The 18,964-nt window shown below is 66.0% G+C and carries 18 protein-coding genes and 1 tRNA gene; 16 read left to right on the top strand and 3 right to left on the bottom strand.

Annotated features, from left to right (window positions below; genetic code table 11):
- Window positions 1–346: 346 nt before the first annotated feature.
- The 5 genes from G5S35_RS10870 to bioB all read left to right on the top strand — a co-directional run bounded on the left by G5S35_RS10870 (window position 347) and on the right by bioB (window position 6,582).
- Entirely contained in the window at window positions 347–1,738 is a 1,392-nt protein-coding gene (locus G5S35_RS10870; protein WP_124260775.1) for a dienelactone hydrolase family protein, read from the top strand.
- A 391-nt stretch (window positions 1,739–2,129) separates the two neighbouring features.
- The gene (gene bioA, locus G5S35_RS10865) at window positions 2,130–3,497 is read left to right on the top strand and encodes an adenosylmethionine--8-amino-7-oxononanoate transaminase (RefSeq protein WP_183038294.1); all 1,368 of its coding nucleotides are present in this window, start codon (window positions 2,130–2,132) and stop codon (window positions 3,495–3,497) included.
- A complete protein-coding gene (gene bioF / locus G5S35_RS10860) occupies window positions 3,497–4,693 on the top strand; it encodes an 8-amino-7-oxononanoate synthase (protein WP_110327964.1) in 1,197 nt (398 codons plus the stop codon). The genes bioA and bioF overlap by 1 nt, the downstream gene beginning before the upstream one ends.
- The gene (bioD, locus tag G5S35_RS10855) at window positions 4,690–5,436 is read left to right on the top strand and encodes a dethiobiotin synthase (protein WP_065058171.1); all 747 of its coding nucleotides are present in this window, start codon (window positions 4,690–4,692) and stop codon (window positions 5,434–5,436) included. Before bioF ends, bioD begins: the two co-directional genes overlap by 4 nt.
- Before the next feature lie 60 nt (window positions 5,437–5,496).
- A complete protein-coding gene (gene bioB, locus G5S35_RS10850) occupies window positions 5,497–6,582 on the top strand; it encodes a biotin synthase BioB (RefSeq protein ID WP_065058302.1) in 1,086 nt (361 codons plus the stop codon).
- A gap of 81 nt (window positions 6,583–6,663) precedes the next feature.
- Here the strand turns inward: bioB and cytX are convergent, their stop codons facing one another.
- The gene (cytX, locus tag G5S35_RS10845) at window positions 6,664–7,977 is read right to left on the bottom strand and encodes a putative hydroxymethylpyrimidine transporter CytX (protein ID WP_183038293.1); all 1,314 of its coding nucleotides are present in this window, start codon (window positions 7,975–7,977) and stop codon (window positions 6,664–6,666) included.
- 358 nt (window positions 7,978–8,335) lie between these two features.
- On the opposite strand from cytX, the gene G5S35_RS10840 reads away from it, so the two are divergent.
- The 3 genes from G5S35_RS10840 to G5S35_RS10830 all read left to right on the top strand — a co-directional run bounded on the left by G5S35_RS10840 (window position 8,336) and on the right by G5S35_RS10830 (window position 11,305).
- On the top strand, window positions 8,336–9,667 hold the full coding sequence (locus G5S35_RS10840; RefSeq protein WP_065058173.1) for a replication-associated recombination protein A: 1,332 nt from the start codon (window positions 8,336–8,338) through the stop codon (window positions 9,665–9,667).
- Window positions 9,668–9,777: 110 nt separating this feature from the next.
- A complete protein-coding gene (gene serS / locus G5S35_RS10835) occupies window positions 9,778–11,070 on the top strand; it encodes a serine--tRNA ligase (protein ID WP_065058174.1) in 1,293 nt (430 codons plus the stop codon).
- Between the two features lie 144 nt (window positions 11,071–11,214).
- Window positions 11,215–11,305, top strand: a tRNA-Ser gene (locus G5S35_RS10830).
- 79 nt (window positions 11,306–11,384) lie between these two features.
- Here the strand turns inward: G5S35_RS10830 and G5S35_RS10825 are convergent.
- Window positions 11,385–12,173: a glycosyltransferase family 2 protein gene (locus tag G5S35_RS10825; RefSeq protein ID WP_183038292.1), complete on the bottom strand. Its 789-nt coding sequence runs from the start codon at window positions 12,171–12,173 to the stop codon at window positions 11,385–11,387.
- Window positions 12,174–12,359: 186 nt separating this feature from the next.
- Between G5S35_RS10825 and map the strand changes: the two genes are divergently transcribed.
- From map to G5S35_RS39995, 8 genes are all read left to right on the top strand, one after another.
- Complete coding sequence (map, locus tag G5S35_RS10820) at window positions 12,360–13,145, top strand: type I methionyl aminopeptidase (protein WP_065058176.1); 786 nt, start codon at window positions 12,360–12,362, stop codon at window positions 13,143–13,145.
- Between the two features lie 154 nt (window positions 13,146–13,299).
- Window positions 13,300–13,836, top strand: coding sequence for a GNAT family N-acetyltransferase (locus G5S35_RS10815; RefSeq protein ID WP_110327967.1), 537 nt, complete (start codon window positions 13,300–13,302; stop codon window positions 13,834–13,836).
- A 275-nt stretch (window positions 13,837–14,111) separates the two neighbouring features.
- Window positions 14,112–14,963, top strand: a complete 852-nt coding sequence (minC, locus tag G5S35_RS10810; protein ID WP_124260777.1) for a septum site-determining protein MinC — start codon at window positions 14,112–14,114, stop codon at window positions 14,961–14,963.
- Window positions 14,964–15,058: 95 nt separating this feature from the next.
- Window positions 15,059–15,874: a septum site-determining protein MinD gene (gene minD, locus G5S35_RS10805; RefSeq protein WP_065058179.1), complete on the top strand. Its 816-nt coding sequence runs from the start codon at window positions 15,059–15,061 to the stop codon at window positions 15,872–15,874.
- A 14-nt stretch (window positions 15,875–15,888) separates the two neighbouring features.
- Window positions 15,889–16,143: a cell division topological specificity factor MinE gene (gene minE / locus G5S35_RS10800; RefSeq protein ID WP_028215841.1), complete on the top strand. Its 255-nt coding sequence runs from the start codon at window positions 15,889–15,891 to the stop codon at window positions 16,141–16,143.
- A gap of 259 nt (window positions 16,144–16,402) precedes the next feature.
- On the top strand, window positions 16,403–16,717 hold the full coding sequence (locus tag G5S35_RS10795) for a YXWGXW repeat-containing protein (RefSeq protein WP_074984074.1): 315 nt from the start codon (window positions 16,403–16,405) through the stop codon (window positions 16,715–16,717).
- Between the two features lie 399 nt (window positions 16,718–17,116).
- Window positions 17,117–18,124 carry a lipopolysaccharide heptosyltransferase I gene (gene waaC, locus G5S35_RS10790; RefSeq protein ID WP_065058180.1) on the top strand — a complete coding sequence of 336 codons (1,008 nt, stop codon included), beginning with the start codon at window positions 17,117–17,119 and terminating at the stop codon, window positions 18,122–18,124.
- Window positions 18,125–18,488: 364 nt separating this feature from the next.
- Window positions 18,489–18,617 carry a hypothetical protein gene (locus tag G5S35_RS39995; RefSeq protein ID WP_258365495.1) on the top strand — a complete coding sequence of 43 codons (129 nt, stop codon included), beginning with the start codon at window positions 18,489–18,491 and terminating at the stop codon, window positions 18,615–18,617.
- A gap of 26 nt (window positions 18,618–18,643) precedes the next feature.
- On the opposite strand, the gene G5S35_RS10785 is transcribed toward G5S35_RS39995, so the two are convergent.
- Entirely contained in the window at window positions 18,644–18,823 is a 180-nt protein-coding gene (locus tag G5S35_RS10785; protein ID WP_074983965.1) for a hypothetical protein, read from the bottom strand.
- Window positions 18,824–18,964 lie beyond the last annotated feature (141 nt).

The following is an 18,964-nucleotide window of genomic DNA, read 5'->3' as shown; positions in this document are numbered from 1 at the left end:
GGCATGCCTTATGCCGGGTTACTACTGAATTGCACAACAATTATTTGTCGTGCGAGGATGCAATCACGGTGTTCGTCCGCCACGTAAGCGAATGTTGAAAAAGCACTTTTTCGACGCTTCGCCGTGGCATCCCGGGCGAACGCTGGCGGCGGGTCTGGTCGACAACAGAACGGTGCCGCACAGGTTTTCCGATCGGTTTTCTTCCCCGCGACGGGTCACGAACGCGCTTAAGGCTCCGGCCACGCGCAGCGGTGTCCTGTTGTGTCTCGCGCAAGCGGGCAGGTCGCGGGTGAGTCGCTCGGGTAGTCAGATTGACGGCGGGAATTTTCGCGGGCAGGTGCAGCAGATGGCGTTCAGGAAGCTTCTTACCGGATGGGCAGTGACCGGCACGGCGTGCGTGCTGTCGGTCGCGCTGTCGAACGCTCACGCCGCCTCGCTGGCCGATGCGACATCGGCGCTCTCTGCCACGCCTTCGCCCTCGTCCACGACCGCTCAGCACGCCAATGCGGGCGGCCCGCTCGGCAACGCCAAAGTGGCGCGCCTCGCGCTCGACGACGCGTATCTCCCCGTCGTCCACGCCGACATGAACGCGCAGATCATCCAGATCCCCGTCGTCGACGAGCCCGGCGTGACGCTGGAAACCACCGTGTATCGCCCGGAAGGTCCCGGCCCGTTCCCGATGGTGGTGTTCAATCACGGCAAGATTCAAGGCGATCCGCGTCTGCAGGCGCGCAGCGATCCGATGTCGTTCGCGCGCGAATTCGTGCGTCGCGGCTACGTGGTCGTCGCGCCGAACCGCCGCGGCTTCGCCGGTTCGGGCGGCACCTACGAACAGGACGGCTGCGACGTCGCGAGCAACGGCATGGGCCAGGCGTCGGACGTCGCCACGGCGGTCGATTACATGTCGAAGCAGCCTTTCGTCGACGCGAACCATATCGTGGTCGCGGGCACCTCGCACGGCGGCCTCGCCACCATGGCTTACGGCACCGAAGCCGCGAAAGGCGTGCGCGCGCTCATCAACTTCTCGGGCGGTCTGCGCCAGGACGCGTGCACCGGCTGGCAGGGCAACCTGACCCAGGCGTTCGGCGACTACGGCGGCAAGGCCCGCGTGGCCTCGCTCTGGCTCTACGGCGACAACGACTCCGTGTGGTCGCCCGACCTCGTCACGAAGATGTTCGCGGCCTTCCGCACGGCGCAGGCGAGCGAGAACGGCAGCGTGGCGAGCGCGAAGCTGATCGATTTCGGCGCGTACAAGAACGACGCGCACCGCCTCGTGGGCGACCGCGACGGCGTGCAGGTCTGGTGGCCGAAGGTCGAATCCTTCCTCGCCGAGCAGGGCATGCCCACGTCCGTGCAGTATCGCGTGGCGACGGCCGCCGCGCCGCAGGCGAGCGGCTATGCGTCGATCGACGCGGTGGGCGCGGTGCCGTTCCTCGATCAGGCCGGCCGCGACGGCTATCGCAACTTCCTCAAGCAGTATCCGAGCCGCGCGTTCGCGGTGTCCGACTCGGGTGCGTGGTCGTGGGCCGAAGGCGGCGACAACCCGATGGCCGTCGCCGTCGCGAACTGCCAGCAGCACAGCAGCGATCCGTGCCGCCTCTACGCGGTCAACGGCAACGTGGTGTGGGCGAACGACACCGCCGCCACGGCGCAGAACGACAGCGGCGACGCGCATGCCGTCGCCGCCAACGCCACGGACAACGCCGCCGAGCCGTCGCATTCGCTCGCGAGCCGCTGAGTCCTGCACGTAACGCTCAGACAGCGCGCGCGGGCCATTCCCCAGTTTGCAGTGTGTTCCGGATCGGGCGGCCCGCGAGGCCGCCCGTTTTTTTTCCGGCGCCGGCGGACCTCAACGTCGCCTCTTTCGATGTCGCCCTAAAAAATCCCGCTTTCGCCTGGTTGGAGCGCGCGACTGCGCTCGCGCGCGCCCGGATTTTTTTGCATAAGCGCGCATGACTTTGCCGTCGTCATCTACGGTCATTTACGGGCTTTTAGAACGATCCCGCCGCAGATGTCGCGAACCGCGTCGAACCCCGCTAGAAGCCTTGCCTGGCGGGGTTTTGAGGGGTAGTGCATTGCGCGGGCGAACGCGCTAATCTCGGTCCCGCTGTCGTACCCTGGAGCCGTACTTGAATTCCGCAACCCCATTCCATCAAGGCACTGCCAACGATGCGTGGATCGCGCGCAGTCTGCGCGCCGTCTGGCATCCGTGCACCCAGATGAAGCACCACGAGCGCCTGCCGCTCGTCGCCGTCTCGCGTGGCGAAGGCCCGTGGCTCTACGACCACGAAGGCCGCCGCTACCTCGACGCCATCAGTTCGTGGTGGGTCAACCTGTTCGGCCACGCCAATCCGGACATCAACGCCGCGCTCAAAGCGCAGCTGGATACGCTTGAGCACGTGATGCTCGCGGGCTGCACGCACGAACCGGCGGTCGAACTCGCCGAGCGCCTGAGCGCGCTCACGGGCGGCGCGCTCGGCCATGCGTTCTTCGCCTCGGATGGCGCGTCGGCGGTCGAGATCGCGCTGAAGATGAGCTTCCACGCGTGGCGCAATCGGGGCGCGATCGACAAGCGCGAATTCGTCTGCCTCGCCAACAGCTATCACGGCGAGACGATCGGCGCGCTCGGCGTGACCGATGTGAAACTCTTCAGGGATGCTTACGATCCGCTGCTGACACACGCGCACGTGGTGGCGTCGCCGGACGCGCGCACGGCCCGCGAAGGCGAGAGTGCCGCCGATGTCGCGCGCCGCGCGCTCGCCGACGTCGAGCGCCTGTTCGCCGAGCGCGAAGGCCGCATCGCCGCGCTGATCGTCGAGCCACTCGTGCAGTGCGCCGCCGGCATGGCGATGCACGATCCGCTCTATCTGCAAGGCCTGCGCGCGCTCTGCGACCGCTTCGACGTGCATCTGATCGCCGATGAAATCGCCGTCGGGTGCGGGCGCACCGGCACGTTCTTCGCATGCGAACAGGCGGGCATCTGGCCCGATCTGCTGACGCTCTCGAAGGGCATCAGCGGCGGTTATCTGCCGCTTTCGATCGTGCTGTCGCGCGACGAGATCTACGCCGCTTTCTACGACGACGACACCACGCGCGGCTTCCTGCATTCGCATTCGTACACGGGCAATCCGCTCGCGTGCCGCGCCGCGCTCGCGACGCTCGATCTGTTCGAGCGCGACAACGTGCTCGCCACGAACGCGCAGAAATCGCAGCAACTGCGCGACGCGTTCGCGCCGCTCGAAGCGCATCCGCTCGTGCGCGATATGCGTCAGTGCGGCACGATTCTCGCGTTCGACGTGAAGCTCGACGATCCCGCGCGCGCGCGCACCTTCTCGCGCCGCTTCTTCGAGCACGCGTTGCAGCGCGAACTGCTGCTGCGTCCGATCGGCACCACGGTCTACGTGATGCCGCCGTACATTCTCGACGCGCAGACGCAGGCGCATCTCGCCGAACGCACGCGCGAAACGTTCGACGCGACCGTCGCGGAGGATCTGTAATGCCGCTTCTCGACACGCTCGAACAGGGCCTGCGCGAACTCGACGCGCGCGGCCTGCGCCGCCGCCGCCGCACCATCGACACGCCGTGCGACGCGCACATGACGGTCGACGGCCGCGAGACCATCGGCTTCGCGAGCAACGACTATCTGGGCCTCGCCGCGCATCCGCAACTCGTCGCCGCGCTGGCCGAAGGCGCGCAGCGCTACGGCGCGGGCAGCGGCGGCTCGCATCTGCTCGGCGGCCACTCGCGCGCGCACGCGCAGCTCGAAGACGATCTCGCCGCGTTCGTGGGCGGTTTCGTCGACGCGCCGCGCGCGCTGTACTTCAGCACCGGCTATATGGCGAATCTCGGCGTGCTGACCGCGCTCGCGGGCCGCGGCACGACGATCTTTTCCGACGCGCTCAACCACGCCTCGCTGATCGACGGCGCACGCCTGTCGCGCGCCGAGATCCAGATCTATCCGCACAACGACACCGACGCGCTGGGCGCGATGCTCGACGCCTCCGACGCGAACGTGAAGCTGATCGTGAGCGACACCGTGTTCAGCATGGACGGCGACGTCGCGCCGCTCGCGCGTCTGGTCGAACTCGCGGAACGGCACGACGCCTGGCTCGTGGTCGACGACGCGCATGGTTTCGGCGTGCTCGGTCCGCAAGGCCGCGGCGCGATCGCCGAAGCCGCGCTGCGCTCGCCGCAGCTCGTGATGGTCGGCACGCTCGGCAAGGCCGCGGGCGTGTCGGGCGCGTTCGTCTGCGCGCACGCCACCGTGATCGAATGGCTCGTGCAGCGCGCGCGTCCGTATATCTTCACGACGGCGTCGTCGCCGTCGGTGGCGCATGCAGTGTCCGCGAGCCTGCGCATCATCGGCGGGGAAGAGGGCGATGCGCGCCGCGCGCATCTGAATCATCTGATCGGGCGCACGCGCGCGATGCTCAAGCAGACCTGCTGGCTGCCCGTCGATTCGATGACGGCCGTGCAGCCGCTCGTGATCGGCGCGAACGACGCCACGCTCGCGCTGCAGGCGGAACTCGAACGCGACGGCCTCTGGGTGCCCGCGATCCGTCCGCCAACCGTGCCCGAGGGCACGTCGCGTCTGCGTATTTCGTTGTCGGCCGCGCATTCGGACGCCGACCTCGATCGTCTGAACACCGCGCTGGAGCAAGCGAGCCGCGCGGCCCTGGAGCACCACGCATGAACGCCTCGACCGTTTCGCTTTTCGTCACCGGCACCGACACGGAAATCGGCAAGACCTTCGTGAGCGCCGCGATCCTGCGCGGTCTCACGCACGCGGGCCTGCGCGCCACGGCGCTCAAGCCGATCGCCGCGGGCGCGTATGAGCGCGACGGCGTCTGGCACAACGAAGACGCCGATCAGCTCGACGCCGCCGCGAGCGTGCTGCTGCCGCCGGAGATCCGCACGCCGTTCCTGCTCAAGGAACCGGCCGCGCCGCACATCGCCGCCGCGCTCGAAGGCGTGACGCTCGACATGGCGCGCATCGTCGACAGCCATCGCGAGGCGTGCACGCGCGCCGACGCCGTCGTGGTCGAAGGCGTGGGCGGCTTTTGCGTGCCGCTCACCGACGAGCAGGACACCGCCGATCTCGCGGTCGCGCTGGATCTGCCGGTCGTGCTCGTGGTCGGCATGCGGCTCGGCTGCATCAGCCACGCGCTGCTGACCGCCGAAGCCGTGGCCGCGCGCGGGCTCAAGCTCGCGGGCTGGGTCGCCAACCGCATCGACCCGAACATGACGTTCCCCGAAGAAAACATCGACGCATTGCGCACGCGACTCGCCGCCCAGTTCGGCGCGCCGCTGCTGGGCGTCGTGCCGCACATGCGCGGCGCGAGCGCCGACGATGCCGCCGAACACCTGAACATCGACACGCTGCTCGCACAGCTCGCCGCGCTGGCGCCGCAACCTGCGGCAATGAGCGCGCAATAAGCGCGCAATAAGCGCGTGTCCCGCTACAACAGTCAAAACGTCACCAAGGACGCCGACATCATGACGCAAACCCACATCGACATCACTTCGCTCAAGGCCACCGCGCCGAGCGCCCACGCCGCCGCCGAAGCCGCCGCGCGCTGGAAGGTCGCCGACGTCGCCGCGCTCTACGAGCTGCCCTTCAACGACCTGATGTTCCGCGCGCAGCAAGTGCACCGCGAGCATTTCGACGCGAACGCCGTGCAGCTTTCCACGCTGCTGTCGATCAAGACCGGCGGCTGCGAGGAAGATTGCGCGTACTGCCCGCAGTCGTCGCATTACGAAACCGAACTCGAAGCCGGCAAGCTGATGGCCGTCGACGCCGTGCTCGACGCCGCACGCGTGGCCAAGTCGAACGGCGCGACGCGCTTCTGCATGGGCGCGGCGTGGCGCAATCCGAAGGACCGCCATCTCGAGCCGATCAAGGACATGATTCGCGGCGTGAAGGCGATGGGCCTCGAAACCTGCGTGACGCTCGGCATGCTCGAAGATCACCAGGCGAAGGCGCTCGCCGACGCGGGCCTCGACTACTACAACCACAACCTCGACACCTCGCCGGAGTACTACGGCAAGATCATCTCGACGCGCACCTACGAGGACCGTCTGGAGACGCTCGAACGCGTGCGCGACGCGGGCATCAACGTGTGTTGCGGCGGCATCGTCGGCATGGGCGAATCGCGCCGCGAACGCGCGGGCCTGATCGCGCAGCTCGCGAACATGGAGCCGTATCCGGAGTCGGTGCCCATCAACAATCTGGTGCAGGTGACGGGCACGCCGCTCGAAGGCACCGAGCCGATCGATCCGTTCGAATTCGTGCGCACGATTGCGATCGCGCGCATCACCATGCCGACGGCGATGGTGCGTCTCTCGGCGGGCCGCGAGCAGATGGACGACGCGCTTCAGGCGCTGTGCTTCATGGCGGGCGCGAACTCGATTTTCTACGGCGATCAACTGCTGACGACGAGCAACCCGCAGGCGGAAGCCGACCGCAAGCTGCTGTCGCGCCTGGGCATCACGGCGCAGGCCGCGCAACATCTGCCGACCGACGATCATGGTCACGCGCATGGTCATGATCACTCGCACGGCGGCTGCGGCCACTGCGAATAAGCCGCTTTTCAAGGGCTGAAAACAAAAACGCCACGCTGCGAAGCGTGGCGTTTTTTTATGGTGCGGGCGTTGGGCCGGGCGTTATGCGTAAGCCGCGCGTCGGCGTCCCGCGAGCACGAGATAGCACAGCGCGCCCACGACGAGCGCGGGCAGCGTCGCGCCCAGGTTCGGCAGCCATTGATTGAGCGCGTGATACGCGCCGATGCCGAGCGCCCACGCAATGAACGCGCTCACGTGCCAGCCGCCCGAATAGCCATACGTGCCGTTCAGATCGGCGAGCGCATTGGCGTCGATGCGGCGGCGGCGCACGATGAAGTGATCGGCGAGCACCACGCCGAACAGCGGCGCGAACACCGAGCCGATGAACAGCAGGAAGTTCTCGTACTTCGCCATCGGCACCACGAGGCCGATCAGCGTGCAGATCGCGCCGAATGCCGCCGACAGCCAGGGCACGCTGCCGCGCGTCCAGAACGTGCCGGTCGAGACGGCCGCCGAGTGGATGTCGGCGAAGGCGTTGTCGATTTCGTCGATCAGCACCAGCAGCAGCGCGAGACCGCCGCCCGCCTGCGCGAGCGCCGTGGTCAGCAGCGCGTCGCCGCCGCCCGCCGCGAGGCCGTAGATCGCGCCGAGCGCGTAGAACCACAGGTTCGCGATGCCATAGCCGAACAGCGTGCCACGGAAGGTTTCACCCGCCTTGCGGCCGAAACGCGTGTAGTCGGCGATCAGCGGCAGCCACGAAAGCGGCATCGCCACCACGAGGTCGATCGCGCTGCCGAACGGCATCTCGCCCGTGCCGGGACGCTGCATCAGCGCGTGGATGTCGTGCTGGGCGAGCAGGCTCCACGTGAGCCACGCCGCGCCCGCGAGCAGCAGCCAGATGCCCCACGTGCGCAGGAAGCGGCGCACGAACGAGAGCGGACCGCTGATTGCGAGCAGCGTCGCCAGCAGACCGAAGATCACGGTCCAGACGAGCGGCATCGAGAGGCCGAAGGCCTGTTTGGCGAGCGCGTCGGCGGAATCGCGCATCACGATGATCTCGAACGAGCCCCAGCCCACGAGCTGCACCATGTTGATGACGGCCGGAATCGACGCGCCGCGAATGCCGAGCGTCGGGCGCAGCGAGGACATGGCCGCGAGGCCGGTGTCGGTGCCGATCACGCCCGCGAGCGCGAGCAGCACCACGCCGATCACGCTGCCGATGCCGATGGCGAGCAGCGCGTGCGGCAGCGAGAGGCCGGGCACGAGCAGGGCGCCCGCCTGCGCGACCAGCAGGCCGATGCCGAGCGAGAACCACAGCGCGAAGGCGTCGCCGGTGCGGAACTGGCGGCGCGCGTCGGGCACGGGCACGTTGGGCGCGTAGGTCGAGCCGGCGCCGGCTTGCGGGTCTTGAGTCATGGGAAAGCGTGTCCTCTGTGTCGTATGTCTGGTGTCGTGCTGGCCGGCAGGCGGCGCGCGCTGGCTTTTCAACGCGCGGCGCGGCTGTCTGGCTGACGCGTCGTGCGCGTGGTGTGTCTCGCCTGTGTCTCGCGTGTGTCTCGTCCGGCGCTTTGCCCGGCCCGGTTTCACGGCGACCTTTGCCGCGCGCCACTGGCCCGGCCGTGCCTCGCGCGGCGGCGCCGGCTGTCATAATGCAGGGCTGGCGCGGCGGCGCGGTTTGAGGGCGCGAACAGCGCGCAGGCCGTGCAGCACGCATTGCAAGCTCAATTGCAACCTCGCCGCAGCGTCACTTAGCCGACATTATCGCGAAAACGTCATGTTTGAAGAAACCCGTGCCAACGTCCCCCTCGCCGAACGACTGCGTCCGCGCACCATCGACGAGGTCATCGGCCAGAAGCATCTGCTCGGACCGAACAAGCCGCTGCGCGTGGCGTTCGAGTCGGGCGAAGCGCATTCGATGATCCTCTGGGGGCCGCCGGGCGTCGGCAAGACCACGCTCGCGCGCCTCATGGCCGACGCGTTCCACGCCGAATTCATCGCGCTCTCGGCCGTGCTCTCAGGCGTGAAGGACATCCGCGAGGCCGTCGAGCAGGCGCAACTGCATCGCGCGCACGGCCATCAGACGCTGGTGTTCGTCGACGAGGTCCATCGCTTCAACAAGAGCCAGCAGGACGCTTTCCTGCCGCATGTGGAGTCGGGCCTGTTCGTGTTCGTCGGCGCGACCACGGAGAATCCGTCGTTCGAGGTGAACAGCGCATTGCTTTCGCGCGCGGCCGTCTATGTGCTCAAGAGCCTCGACGAGGAGGAGCAGGGCGAATTGCTCGCGCGCGCCGCCACCGAGCTGGGCGGGTTGACCTTCACGGACGAAGCGAAGGCCGCGCTGATCGGTTCCGCCGACGGCGACGGCCGCAAGCTGCTGAACAATCTGGAAATCGTCGCGCGCGCGGCGGCCCAGCAGAAGAAAGGCGAAATCGACGGCGAACTGCTCGGCAGCGCGCTCGCCGAGAACCTGCGCCGCTTCGACAAAGGCGGCGACGCGTTCTACGACCAGATCAGCGCGCTGCACAAGTCGGTGCGCGGCAGCAATCCGGACGGCGCGCTCTACTGGTTCTGCCGCATGCTCGACGGCGGCGCCGATCCGCGCTATCTGGCGCGCCGCATCGTGCGCATGGCGTGGGAGGACATCGGTCTCGCCGATCCGCGCGCGGCGCGCATGACGCTCGACGCCGCCGAAACCTACGAGCGCCTCGGCTCGCCCGAGGGCGAACTCGCGCTCGCGCAGGCCGTCATCTATCTGGCGGTCGCGCCCAAGTCGAATGCGGGCTACAACGCCTACAACGAGGCGCGGCGCTTCGTCGGCAAGGATCAGTCGCGCGCGGTGCCCGTGCATCTGCGCAACGCGCCGACCAAGCTGATGAAGGAACTCGGCTACGGCCACGAATACCGTTACGCGCACGACGAGCCCGACGCCTACGCGGCCGGCGAGACCTATCTGCCCGACGGCATGCGCGAACCGCGCTGGTATCAGCCGACGCCGCGCGGGCTCGAAGGCAAGATCGGCGAAAAGCTCGCGCGCCTCGCCGACCTCGACGCGCAATGGCGCGAGGCGCATCGCGACGAAATCCGCGAGCGCAAACGCAAGGGCTGAGGCCCGGGCCGGCAGACCGGCGCAAGCCCCGCGCACCGCGCCGCGCGGATTGCCGCCGCCGGTGCGCTAAAATCGACACTTCACACAACGAAACTGCGTCTCACAATCCCATGCTCGACATCCAGCTGCTGCGCAAAGACCTCGACGGCGTCGCGAAGCGCCTCGCCGACCGCGGCTACACCCTCGACGTCGCGGCCTTTTCCGCGCTCGAAGCGGAACGCCGTGCCATTCAGACCCGCACCGAAGAAATGCAGGCGCGCCGCAACAGCCTGTCGAAGCAGATCGGCGCGATGAAGGGCCGCGGCGAGGACACCTCGGCCGTGATGGCCGAAGTGGGCGGCATCGGCGACGAGATGAAGGCGTCGCAGGTCAAGCTCGACGAGATCCAGTCGAAGCTCTCGGATCTGCTGCTCGGCGTGCCGAACCTGCCGCACGAGAGCGTGCCCGTGGGCCGCGACGAAAGCGGCAACGTGGAAGTGCGCCGCTGGGGCGCGCCGCGCGCGTTCGACTTCGAGGTGAAGGATCACGTCGACGTCGGCACGCCGCTCGGTCTCGACTTCGAAACGGGCGCGAAGCTCTCGGGCGCGCGCTTCACGATGCTGCGCGGCCAGATCGCGCGTCTGCACCGCGCGCTTGCGCAGTTCATGATCGACACGCACACGACGCAGCACGGCTACACGGAAACGTACACGCCCTACATCGTCAATCCGGAAATCCTGTACGGCACGGGTCAGCTTCCGAAGTTCGCGGACGACATGTTCCGCGTGGAAAAGGGCGGCGCGGAAAACACCGTCACGCAGTATCTGATCTCCACGTCGGAGATTTCGCTCACGAATACGGTGCGCGAGAGCATCGTCGAAGGCAGCGCGCTGCCGATCAAGCTGACCGCGCATTCGCCGTGCTTCCGCTCGGAAGCCGGCTCGTATGGCCGCGACACGCGCGGCATGATCCGTCAGCATCAGTTCGACAAGGTCGAAATGGTCCAGATCGTCGCGCCGGAAACGTCGTATGACGCGCTGGAGCAGATGGTCGTGCACGCGGAAACCATCCTGCAGAAGCTTGGCCTGCCGTATCGCGTGATCACGCTGTGCACGGGCGACATGGGTTTCTCGGCGACCAAGACGTACGACCTCGAAGTCTGGCTGCCGGCGCAGAACACGTATCGCGAAATTTCGAGCTGCTCGAACACGGAAGCGTTCCAGGCGCGCCGCATGCAGGCGCGCTATCGCAACGCGCAGGGCAAGCCGGAACTCGTGCACACGCTCAATGGTTCGGGCCTCGCGGTGGGCCGCACGCTGGTCGCGGTGCTGGAGAACTATCAGGAAGCCGATGGCTCGGTCACCGTGCCGGAAGCGCTGCGTCCTTACATGGGCGGTGTCTCGCGTCTGTCGCTGGACGTTTGATCGGCACATGAATCCTGCATCGCCCCGAAATTTTTTTCGTAAAAGGGCTTGCAGGATTCAAATTATGTTCTATAATCTTCGCTTCTCTGGTCGCCGACCAAGACCTGAGAAGCAGTAAAAAACGCAGTAAAAAAGCAGTACCCCGGAGAGGTGGCAGAGTGGTCGAATGTACCTGACTCGAAATCAGGCGTACGGTTTCCCCGTACCGTGGGTTCGAATCCCACCCTCTCCGCCAAATTCTGAAAACCCCTGCATGCTTAACCGCTGCGGGGGTTTTTGCTTTGTAGCGCCGCTTTCGGCGCTAACAGGTTCAATCACTCTCGCCCACGCCGCTCCAGCGCGCGCAGATACGTGCCCGAGATGGCCGACGTGCCGTGATGCACGATCTTTTCATCGACGAGCGCCCACACCGAAAGTCCCACCTGCCGCACGCGCCGACAGAACGACAGATCCTCCGACAGATACACGCCTTGCTCGCCGACCGTATCGAAGAAGGCGTGAAAGCGGCCGTCGGGCAGATAGGGCGCGTATTGCGCGGGCGGCCGATAAAGCTGCGTGACCGGCGCGACGGCTTCGATCGCGTCGCGGCGCACGAGGAAAATACCCGTGCCGATGTGGTTCACCTCGGTCCAGCCATTGTCGACCGAAACGTTACCGTGCGCGTCGGCGAGCATCGCGGTGTTGTAGTCCACGGTCTTTTCCTGCCACTCGGCCAGCGTCAGGCCCACGTCCGCCGCCGTGATGGTCGTGTTGCGCTCGAAGTGGCGATACGGGCAGGCGATCCCGGCGACCGGTTTGTCGCCGGCCAGCAGGCGCGGAATGGCTTCGGGCGAGAAGGCCATGTCGGTGTCGAGAAACAGGATGTGCGTGAACTCCGGGTGGCTCAGGAAATAGCTGGCGAAGAAGTTGCGCGCCCGAATGATGTGCGACGAGGCCGTGTGGATGTACTGGAAGTTCACGTCGGTGGCCTTGAACGTCTCCATCAGGCGCGCGAGCGCCATCGCGAAGTCGAAGTGCACCGAGTTGTCGTAGGTGGGCAGGGCGATCAGCACGTTCAGGGGCGTGGCCGGTGCCGCCGTGCGGGAAGTGGTGGATGAATCCATGACCTGGCGTTCCGCTCATGTCGTTGTAAGATAATTCCCATTCTTGATGGCGGCTTGCGCGCGGACAATCGGACAGTTCCGAATGTCGGCCGGCCGGAGCGCGGCAACGCCCCGGTACAATGCACGTTTGCTCCTTTGTATGCGTGGCGGATCGCTCAGGCGGCGCCGCGCTCACCTGAGTCTCAGATGGCTATCACCTACAAATCCGCGGACGACATCGCGCGTCTGCGCATCTCGGGCCGCCTCGCCGCCGACGTGCTCGCCATGATCGGCGAACACGTCAAGCCCGGCGTCTCCACCGACGACCTCGACGCGATCTGCAACGATTTCATCGTCAACACGCTCAAGGCCGTGCCGGCCAACGTCGGCTACCTCGGCTTTCCGAAGACGATCTGCGCGTCGGTCAACTCGGTCGTCTGCCACGGCATTCCGAGCCGCGGCGAAGTCCTCAAGGACGGCGACATCATCAACATCGACGTGGCCGTGATCAAGGACGGCTATTTCGGGGACACGAGCCGCATGTACACGGTCGGCACCCCGAGCCCGGTCGGTCGCCAGCTGATCGACACCACCTACGAGGCGATGCTCGCGGGCATTCGCCAGGTGAAGCCGGGCGCGACGCTCGGCGACGTCGGCCACGCGATCCAGAAGCGCGCGCAGGCCGACGGCTTCTCGATCGTGCGCGAGTATTGCGGCCACGGCATCGGCAAGGTCTATCACGAGGAGCCTCAGGTGCTGCACTACGGCCAGCCGGGGCAGGGCCTGCGCCTGAAGCCGGGCATGGTCTTCACGATCGAGCCGATGGTGAACGCGGGCCGCGCCGGCACGACGGTGCAGCGCGACGGCTGGACCGTGGTCACCAAGGACCGCTCGCTCTCCGCCCAGTGGGAACACATGGTCGCCGTCACCGACGACGGCTACGAGCTGCTGACGCCCTGGCCGGACGGCACGGGCAGCTACGAAGCGCCGTGATGGCGGGTGTGCGGCCGCTCGGCCGCTCTGTCAAGTGCGCGCTGAAGTTCCGCGCGGATGGCGCTCGGGGAACGTTTTCGTCAAATAAGGATTTGACTCTCTGGCCAGTTCGGTTAAAGCTACGCGTTAGTGCTTTATTGGGGTTTACGACTGCATGAGTCCGTCACTGACCGTTCGCCGTATCGTTGCCGATCAGGGTGCCGTGCTCCGCGAGCTTCGTACCGCTTCGCTGCGCGACGCACCTTATGCGTTCGGCGACTCGCTCGAAGATGCGCTGTCCGCCGACGCAGCCGTCTACGACGCGGCGGCCGCGCGCCATGCCGACTCGCATGCGGCCACCTCGTTCATCCTCTATACCGAGGGGCATCCGGCGGGGCTGATCGGCGCGAATTTCGAGAGTGCGCCCGCGCGGCGCGCGTTCGTGTTCGCGCTCTGGGTGGCGCCTGCCGTGCGTCATCTGCGTGGCGGGGAGTTGCTGTTGAACGCGGCGCTCGAATGGCTCGTGAGCGAAGGCGCGACGCAGGTCTACGCCTGGGTCACCGATTCGAACACCACCGCCATGCGCTTCTACGAGCGTCTCGGCTTCGGCCCCACGGGCGATCACGCGCGCAGCCAGCACTCGCCGGAGCAATGGGAAACGCTGCTCGTGCGCGACGTGTCCGACCTCGCCCAGCCAGCCCCCGCGCAATGAGGCCGCGCGCCGGCTGCGATTTTTTTGCCGGTTTTGTGCGGTTTTTTTAGCCGCGTCCCTGCTGTCTTTTCGTTTCCTGATTCTGTCGTCGATGCCGTCGTGACGCGCCGGATGCCACTGCGCCTGCGCGTCGTGGCGTCGGCACGGCGTCCGCCATGACGTCGTTCGCGGCGTCGTTCTCGCCTCGACCCCTTGCCGCAGCATGCCAGGCCATTAAAAATGATGGCTGTGTGCGTTGACGCCTGTAAAATACGCAAAATTTTTCGCCGATCGCCATGTCGCCCAGGAAATCGCCATATTTTGAACTGAAGAGCGGTTCAGTCGATACGCTTCTGTTCGTGGTCAAAACGACTGAACTCGATGCGATGCGCGCCGAACTCACGCGGCGCTTCGAGGCGACCCCGGAATTCTTCGCCAACGATACCGTGGCCATCGACATCCGGCGTCTCGCCGATGGCGAGCAGGTCGCGCTCGGCGACATCGCGCGCCTGCTCGAAAGCGTGCGCATGCGCCCCGTCGGCGTGGTCGCGCAGGCCGCCCAGCACGGTTGGGCCGCCGAAGCCGGACTGCCGTTCCTCGAAGCGCGCGACAAGCGCGGCGCCCACGCGAAGGGCGGCGCCGACGCCGACACCGGCGTGGAACACAGCGCCGCGCCGCAGTCCGAAGCCGCCAATGCGCCGGCTTCAGCCGACAAAGGCGCCGCGCAGCCGGAACTCTTTCCCGCCACGACGGCCGCAGAAGAGCCGGTCACGGAAACGCTGGCGGAAACCCCGTCGCGCAACGCGCCCAAGGAACCCACGCTGGTGGTCGACCGTCCGCTGCGTTCGGGCCAGCGCGTCTACGCGAAGGGCGACCTCGTGGTGCTCGGCATGGTGTCGAACGGCGCCGAGGTGATCGCCGAGGGCAACATCCATATTTACGCGCCGTTGCGCGGCCGCGCACTCGCGGGCGTGCATGGCAATCACGACGCGCGCATTTTTTGCACGAGCCTCGAGGCGGAACTCATTTCGATCGCGGGCATCTACCGTACCACTGAAGTTCCACTCGCCGACGACGTGCGGGGCAAGCCGGCGCAAATCCGGCTCGACGAAGAAAAGCTGTTGATCGAACCGTTGAGGCTCACCTGAGTCGCCGCTCAAGCGCCCGCGCGTGATGTGCGGGGCGCTCGCATGCGGCACGCGATGAGACCAAACTGAGAAACTGACGAACGCAAGGTAAGGGAATGGCAAAAATCATTGTGGTGACTTCGGGCAAAGGTGGCGTCGGCAAAACGACCACGAGCGCGAGTTTCGCATCGGGCCTCGCGTTGCGCGGCCACAAGACCGCGGTCATCGACTTCGACGTGGGTCTGCGCAATCTCGACCTCATCATGGGTTGCGAGCGCCGCGTCGTGTACGACCTGATCAACGTGATCCAGGGTGAAGCGAACCTCAATCAGGCGCTCATCAAGGACAAGAAGTGCGAAAACCTCTTCATCCTGCCCGCCTCGCAGACGCGCGATAAAGACGCGCTCACGAAGGAAGGCGTGGAAAAGGTGATCGAGGATCTGCGCAAGATGGACTTCGAATACATCGTGTGCGATTCGCCCGCGGGTATCGAGTCGGGCGCGATGCTGGCGATGCATTTCGCCGACGAAGCGCTCATCGTGACGAATCCGGAAGTGTCGTCGGTGCGCGACTCGGACCGCATTCTCGGCATGCTCTCGTCGAAGACGAAGCGCGCGATCGAAGGCAAGGATCCGATCAAGGAACATCTGCTGATCACGCGTTACAGCCCGAAGCGCGTCAACGAAGGCGAGATGCTGTCGCTGTCGGACATTTCGGAAATCCTGCGTATCGATCTGATCGGTGTGATTCCGGAATCGGAAGCCGTGCTGCACGCGTCGAACCAGGGCTTGCCGGCTGTCCATCTCGACGGCACCGACGTCGCGGAAGCGTACAAGGATGTCGTGTCGCGTTTTCTCGGCGAGGAGAAGTCGCTTCGTTTCACCGATTACCAGAAGCCGGGGCTCCTGCAGCGCCTGTTCGGTAGCAAGTAAGGGAGGCGCACGCCATGTCGTTTCTTTCGTTTTTTCTCGGCGAGAAGAAGAAGTCCGCCTCGGTAGCGAAGGAACGCCTGCAGCTCATCATCGCTCACGAGCGCGCAGGCGGCCATCCGCCCGCCGATTATCTGCCGGCCCTCCAACGTGAACTGGTCGCGGTGATCTCGAAGTACGTGAAGATCTCCGACGACGATATCCGCGTGAGCCTCGAACGCCAGGACGACCTCGAAGTGCTCGAGGTCAAGATCGAGATTCCGCAGGCCTGATGAAGGCATTGCGCGCGGCCGGTTTGCGCCGCGCGCATCTCAATTTGGCGGACGGCGGCTGACTTCACGACGTCTCGCGCCGCTGTTTGCAGCGTCTGTTCGCCGCGTCGTTTTCACCGCCTTCGCGCATTCCTTGCCTGACCGAAATATTCGGTTTCACTTCACCCTGCGTGGTTACACGGCCGCTGTCAGCGCGGCGTCGTGCTCGCGCATTGATCCGGTAACGCCACTCATGGCGTCTTACTCAAGGGTGATCAACATGAACAATTCCATCCGCCTGCTCGTTGCCAAAACCGCGATCGTCGTCGCCGGTGCGTGCGCTGTCGCTGCGCCTGCGTTCGCCGAAGTCATCGTCGTTGCGCCGAGCGCGCCGCCCGTCGAGCGCATCGAAGTCGTGCCCGCGCCGCGCGCCGGCTACGTCTGGGACAAGGGCCACTGGCGCTGGGATCACGGCCGCTACGTCTGGATCGGCGGCCACTGGCAAGCCGAACGCGTGGGCTATCACTGGGTGCCGGGCCACTGGATCGCGCATGGTCCGAACTGGCACTGGGTCGAAGGCCACTGGGCCGCTTGAGGCTCGCGCGCTTCGTGTGAGCTCGCGCGTCGACCATTCGTCCGCTTGAGCGCAACGCTGCAGGGGAGGCCCGCGCTCGTCGTGATCGACTGACGTTCGGGCGCGGTCCGCGGCGCAAGCAGCCCGGCGGGAGCCCGGCGCGCGGCAACAGTGCGAATTTTTCGCCCGTTGCCGCGCGCCGGGCTCCTTCTTTTGCGCGGACAAAAAAGAGGGCGCATAGCGGCCGCGCGCGTCCCGGCGAGACTGCCATCCGCCCGAATCGGCCAAGCTGGCAATCAGGGCAGGGAAAACCTGCGTATTCCCACGCGGATTCCGTCACTCGCGCCTGGCTTCGTCCGTTAAAATCACGGAAAAATGCAGGCAAATCACTGAATTGGGCCTTCGCCGGTCCGCAGCACAATGAAACGAGTCTTGATTGTCAAGGTGACTTCGCTCGGCGACGTCGTCGAAGCCCTTCCCGTGGTGGCCGATGTCCAGCGCGCGTACCCTGGCGTGATCGTCGACTGGGCCGTCGACGACGCCTTCGCGGAAATCGTGGCATGGAACGCGGGCGTCGATCGCGTGCTGTGCGCGCCGCTGCGCCGCTTCAAGAAAGCGCGCCGCTGGAGCGATTTCAAATCGATCTGGCAGTCGATCTCCGAGCTGCGCGCGCATCGCTACGACGCGGTCATCGATATTCACGGCGTATACAAAAGCGCGATCATCGCGTTTCTCGCGCGTGGCCGCCGCCGTTTCGGTTATCTCGCCCAGGATCTCGGCGAGCGCGGCGCGGCGTTCGCGTACAACGGCCGTTTCGGTCCGCGTCCGAAGTGCGATGCGTGGCTCGGCATGCGCATCAGCACGGGCGAAGCGCTCGGCTACACGATCGACACGCCGCCCGATTTCCAGATGCGCATTCCGCGCGACGGCAACGCGCTGCCCGCGCCCGACGCGCCCACCGCGCTGATCTTCCACGCGACCTCGAAGGAAGAGAAGAAGTGGCCGGTCGAGCATTGGGGCGAGCTGTGCCGCGCATTGATCGCGCGCGGTCTGCGCATCGAGCTGCCCTGGGGCTCCGACGCCGAGCACGCCACCGCGCGCGAGATCGCGGCGCTCGTGCCTGGCGCGACGATCCTGCCGCGCCTCACGGTCACGCAGGTCGCGCAGCGTATCGAGGATTCGGCGCTCGTCGTCGGCACCGATACGGGCTTCGTGCACCTCGCGCACGCGCTGCTCAAGCCGACCATCATGATCTTCGTGGCGACCAATGCCGAGCACCTCGGCGTGCGTGCGCCCAATCGCTCGATTTCGATCGGCGACGGTCATCACGTGCCGCCGGTTTCGGTGGCAATCGATGCCGTCGATCGCGTGTATCCCGCGCGCGATGCGGACGGCACGCCGAAAGCGCCGCTCGTGTCGAGCGTGTGATTTTCAGCGGCTGAATTCAACGGTTCGATGAGGTATTTCGCGGCGCGCGTTCATCGCGCGCCCGTTGCTTTTGTGCGTGCGAACAGTTCGTTCCCGGCGCGTTTGCGGCGCATTCATCCGCACATTTCCCCCGCGCATCGCTTATTACGAGGTTGTTAAAAGTGTCGTGCCTGTGTTGCATGCAGCGCGGCGTGCGCGCCTGTCGGCGTAAGAACGCATGCGGGCTGTAACACGGGCCACACCGCTGCTTACAAATTGCAACGCCTGCGATGCGCGCCGTCGTGTTCAATGCAAACCGTCCACTGCACGCGATTCCCCTGCGGAACGCGCCGGACGCAAGACATTGACTCGAAGGGAGAACGAAGTGAAACGATTGACGCTTACCCTGATCGCAGGTGCGCTTTTCGCGGCGTCGCTGAGCGGATGCATCGTGGTGCCGCCGGGCGGCGGATACTACGGCGGCGGCTACCATCACGGCTACTACGATCGTTGAGCATGATGCCGACGCGAGCGGCCCGCTCAGGCCAGCAGCATCTCGACGGCGATGACCGCCGCGATGGCCGCGACGTTGGCGACGATGGCTTCGAGAACCACCGCGCGCCACGTTCGCGTACTCAAACGAAAGGCCAGAACGAGTGAGATGCCCAGTGCGAGCGCGATCATCAGGACGAGATCGGCATTGCTCAGATGCAGGTTCATCGTTGGCCTCCCTGGCGCGAATGCGCGGACCGTGTTGATGCCTCGTTATCGAGTATAGGCACGCGCCGCGCGCACAAGTGGACAAAAAACGGACGAAAAAAAAGCGGAATCCAATGACCCGGATTCCGCTTTTTTCGTTTC

The sequence above is a fragment of the Paraburkholderia tropica genome, assembly GCF_014171495.1.
Classification (GTDB): Bacteria; Pseudomonadota; Gammaproteobacteria; order Burkholderiales; family Burkholderiaceae; genus Paraburkholderia; species Paraburkholderia tropica.
Note: the sequence above shows the minus strand (reverse complement) of the source record. Positions and strands in the feature narration are given on the sequence as shown.

Excerpts from the sequence above, each read along its gene's own strand:
- G5S35_RS10870 (WP_124260775.1), top strand. The coding sequence starts at position 347 with ATGGCGTTCAGGAAGCTTCTTACCGGATGGGCAGTGACCGGCACGGCG.
- bioF (WP_110327964.1), top strand. The coding sequence starts at position 3,497 with ATGCCGCTTCTCGACACGCTCGAACAGGGCCTGCGCGAACTCGACGCG.
- bioD (WP_065058171.1), top strand. The coding sequence starts at position 4,690 with ATGAACGCCTCGACCGTTTCGCTTTTCGTCACCGGCACCGACACGGAA.
- bioB (WP_065058302.1), top strand. The coding sequence starts at position 5,497 with ATGACGCAAACCCACATCGACATCACTTCGCTCAAGGCCACCGCGCCG.
- cytX (WP_183038293.1), bottom strand. The coding sequence starts at position 7,977 with ATGACTCAAGACCCGCAAGCCGGCGCCGGCTCGACCTACGCGCCCAAC.
- G5S35_RS10840 (WP_065058173.1), top strand. The coding sequence starts at position 8,336 with ATGTTTGAAGAAACCCGTGCCAACGTCCCCCTCGCCGAACGACTGCGT.
- serS (WP_065058174.1), top strand. The coding sequence starts at position 9,778 with ATGCTCGACATCCAGCTGCTGCGCAAAGACCTCGACGGCGTCGCGAAG.
- G5S35_RS10825 (WP_183038292.1), bottom strand. The coding sequence starts at position 12,173 with ATGGATTCATCCACCACTTCCCGCACGGCGGCACCGGCCACGCCCCTG.
- map (WP_065058176.1), top strand. The coding sequence starts at position 12,360 with ATGGCTATCACCTACAAATCCGCGGACGACATCGCGCGTCTGCGCATC.
- G5S35_RS10815 (WP_110327967.1), top strand. The coding sequence starts at position 13,300 with ATGAGTCCGTCACTGACCGTTCGCCGTATCGTTGCCGATCAGGGTGCC.
- minC (WP_124260777.1), top strand. The coding sequence starts at position 14,112 with ATGTCGCCCAGGAAATCGCCATATTTTGAACTGAAGAGCGGTTCAGTC.
- minD (WP_065058179.1), top strand. The coding sequence starts at position 15,059 with ATGGCAAAAATCATTGTGGTGACTTCGGGCAAAGGTGGCGTCGGCAAA.
- minE (WP_028215841.1), top strand. The coding sequence starts at position 15,889 with ATGTCGTTTCTTTCGTTTTTTCTCGGCGAGAAGAAGAAGTCCGCCTCG.
- G5S35_RS10795 (WP_074984074.1), top strand. The coding sequence starts at position 16,403 with ATGAACAATTCCATCCGCCTGCTCGTTGCCAAAACCGCGATCGTCGTC.
- waaC (WP_065058180.1), top strand. The coding sequence starts at position 17,117 with ATGAAACGAGTCTTGATTGTCAAGGTGACTTCGCTCGGCGACGTCGTC.
- G5S35_RS10785 (WP_074983965.1), bottom strand. The coding sequence starts at position 18,823 with ATGAACCTGCATCTGAGCAATGCCGATCTCGTCCTGATGATCGCGCTC.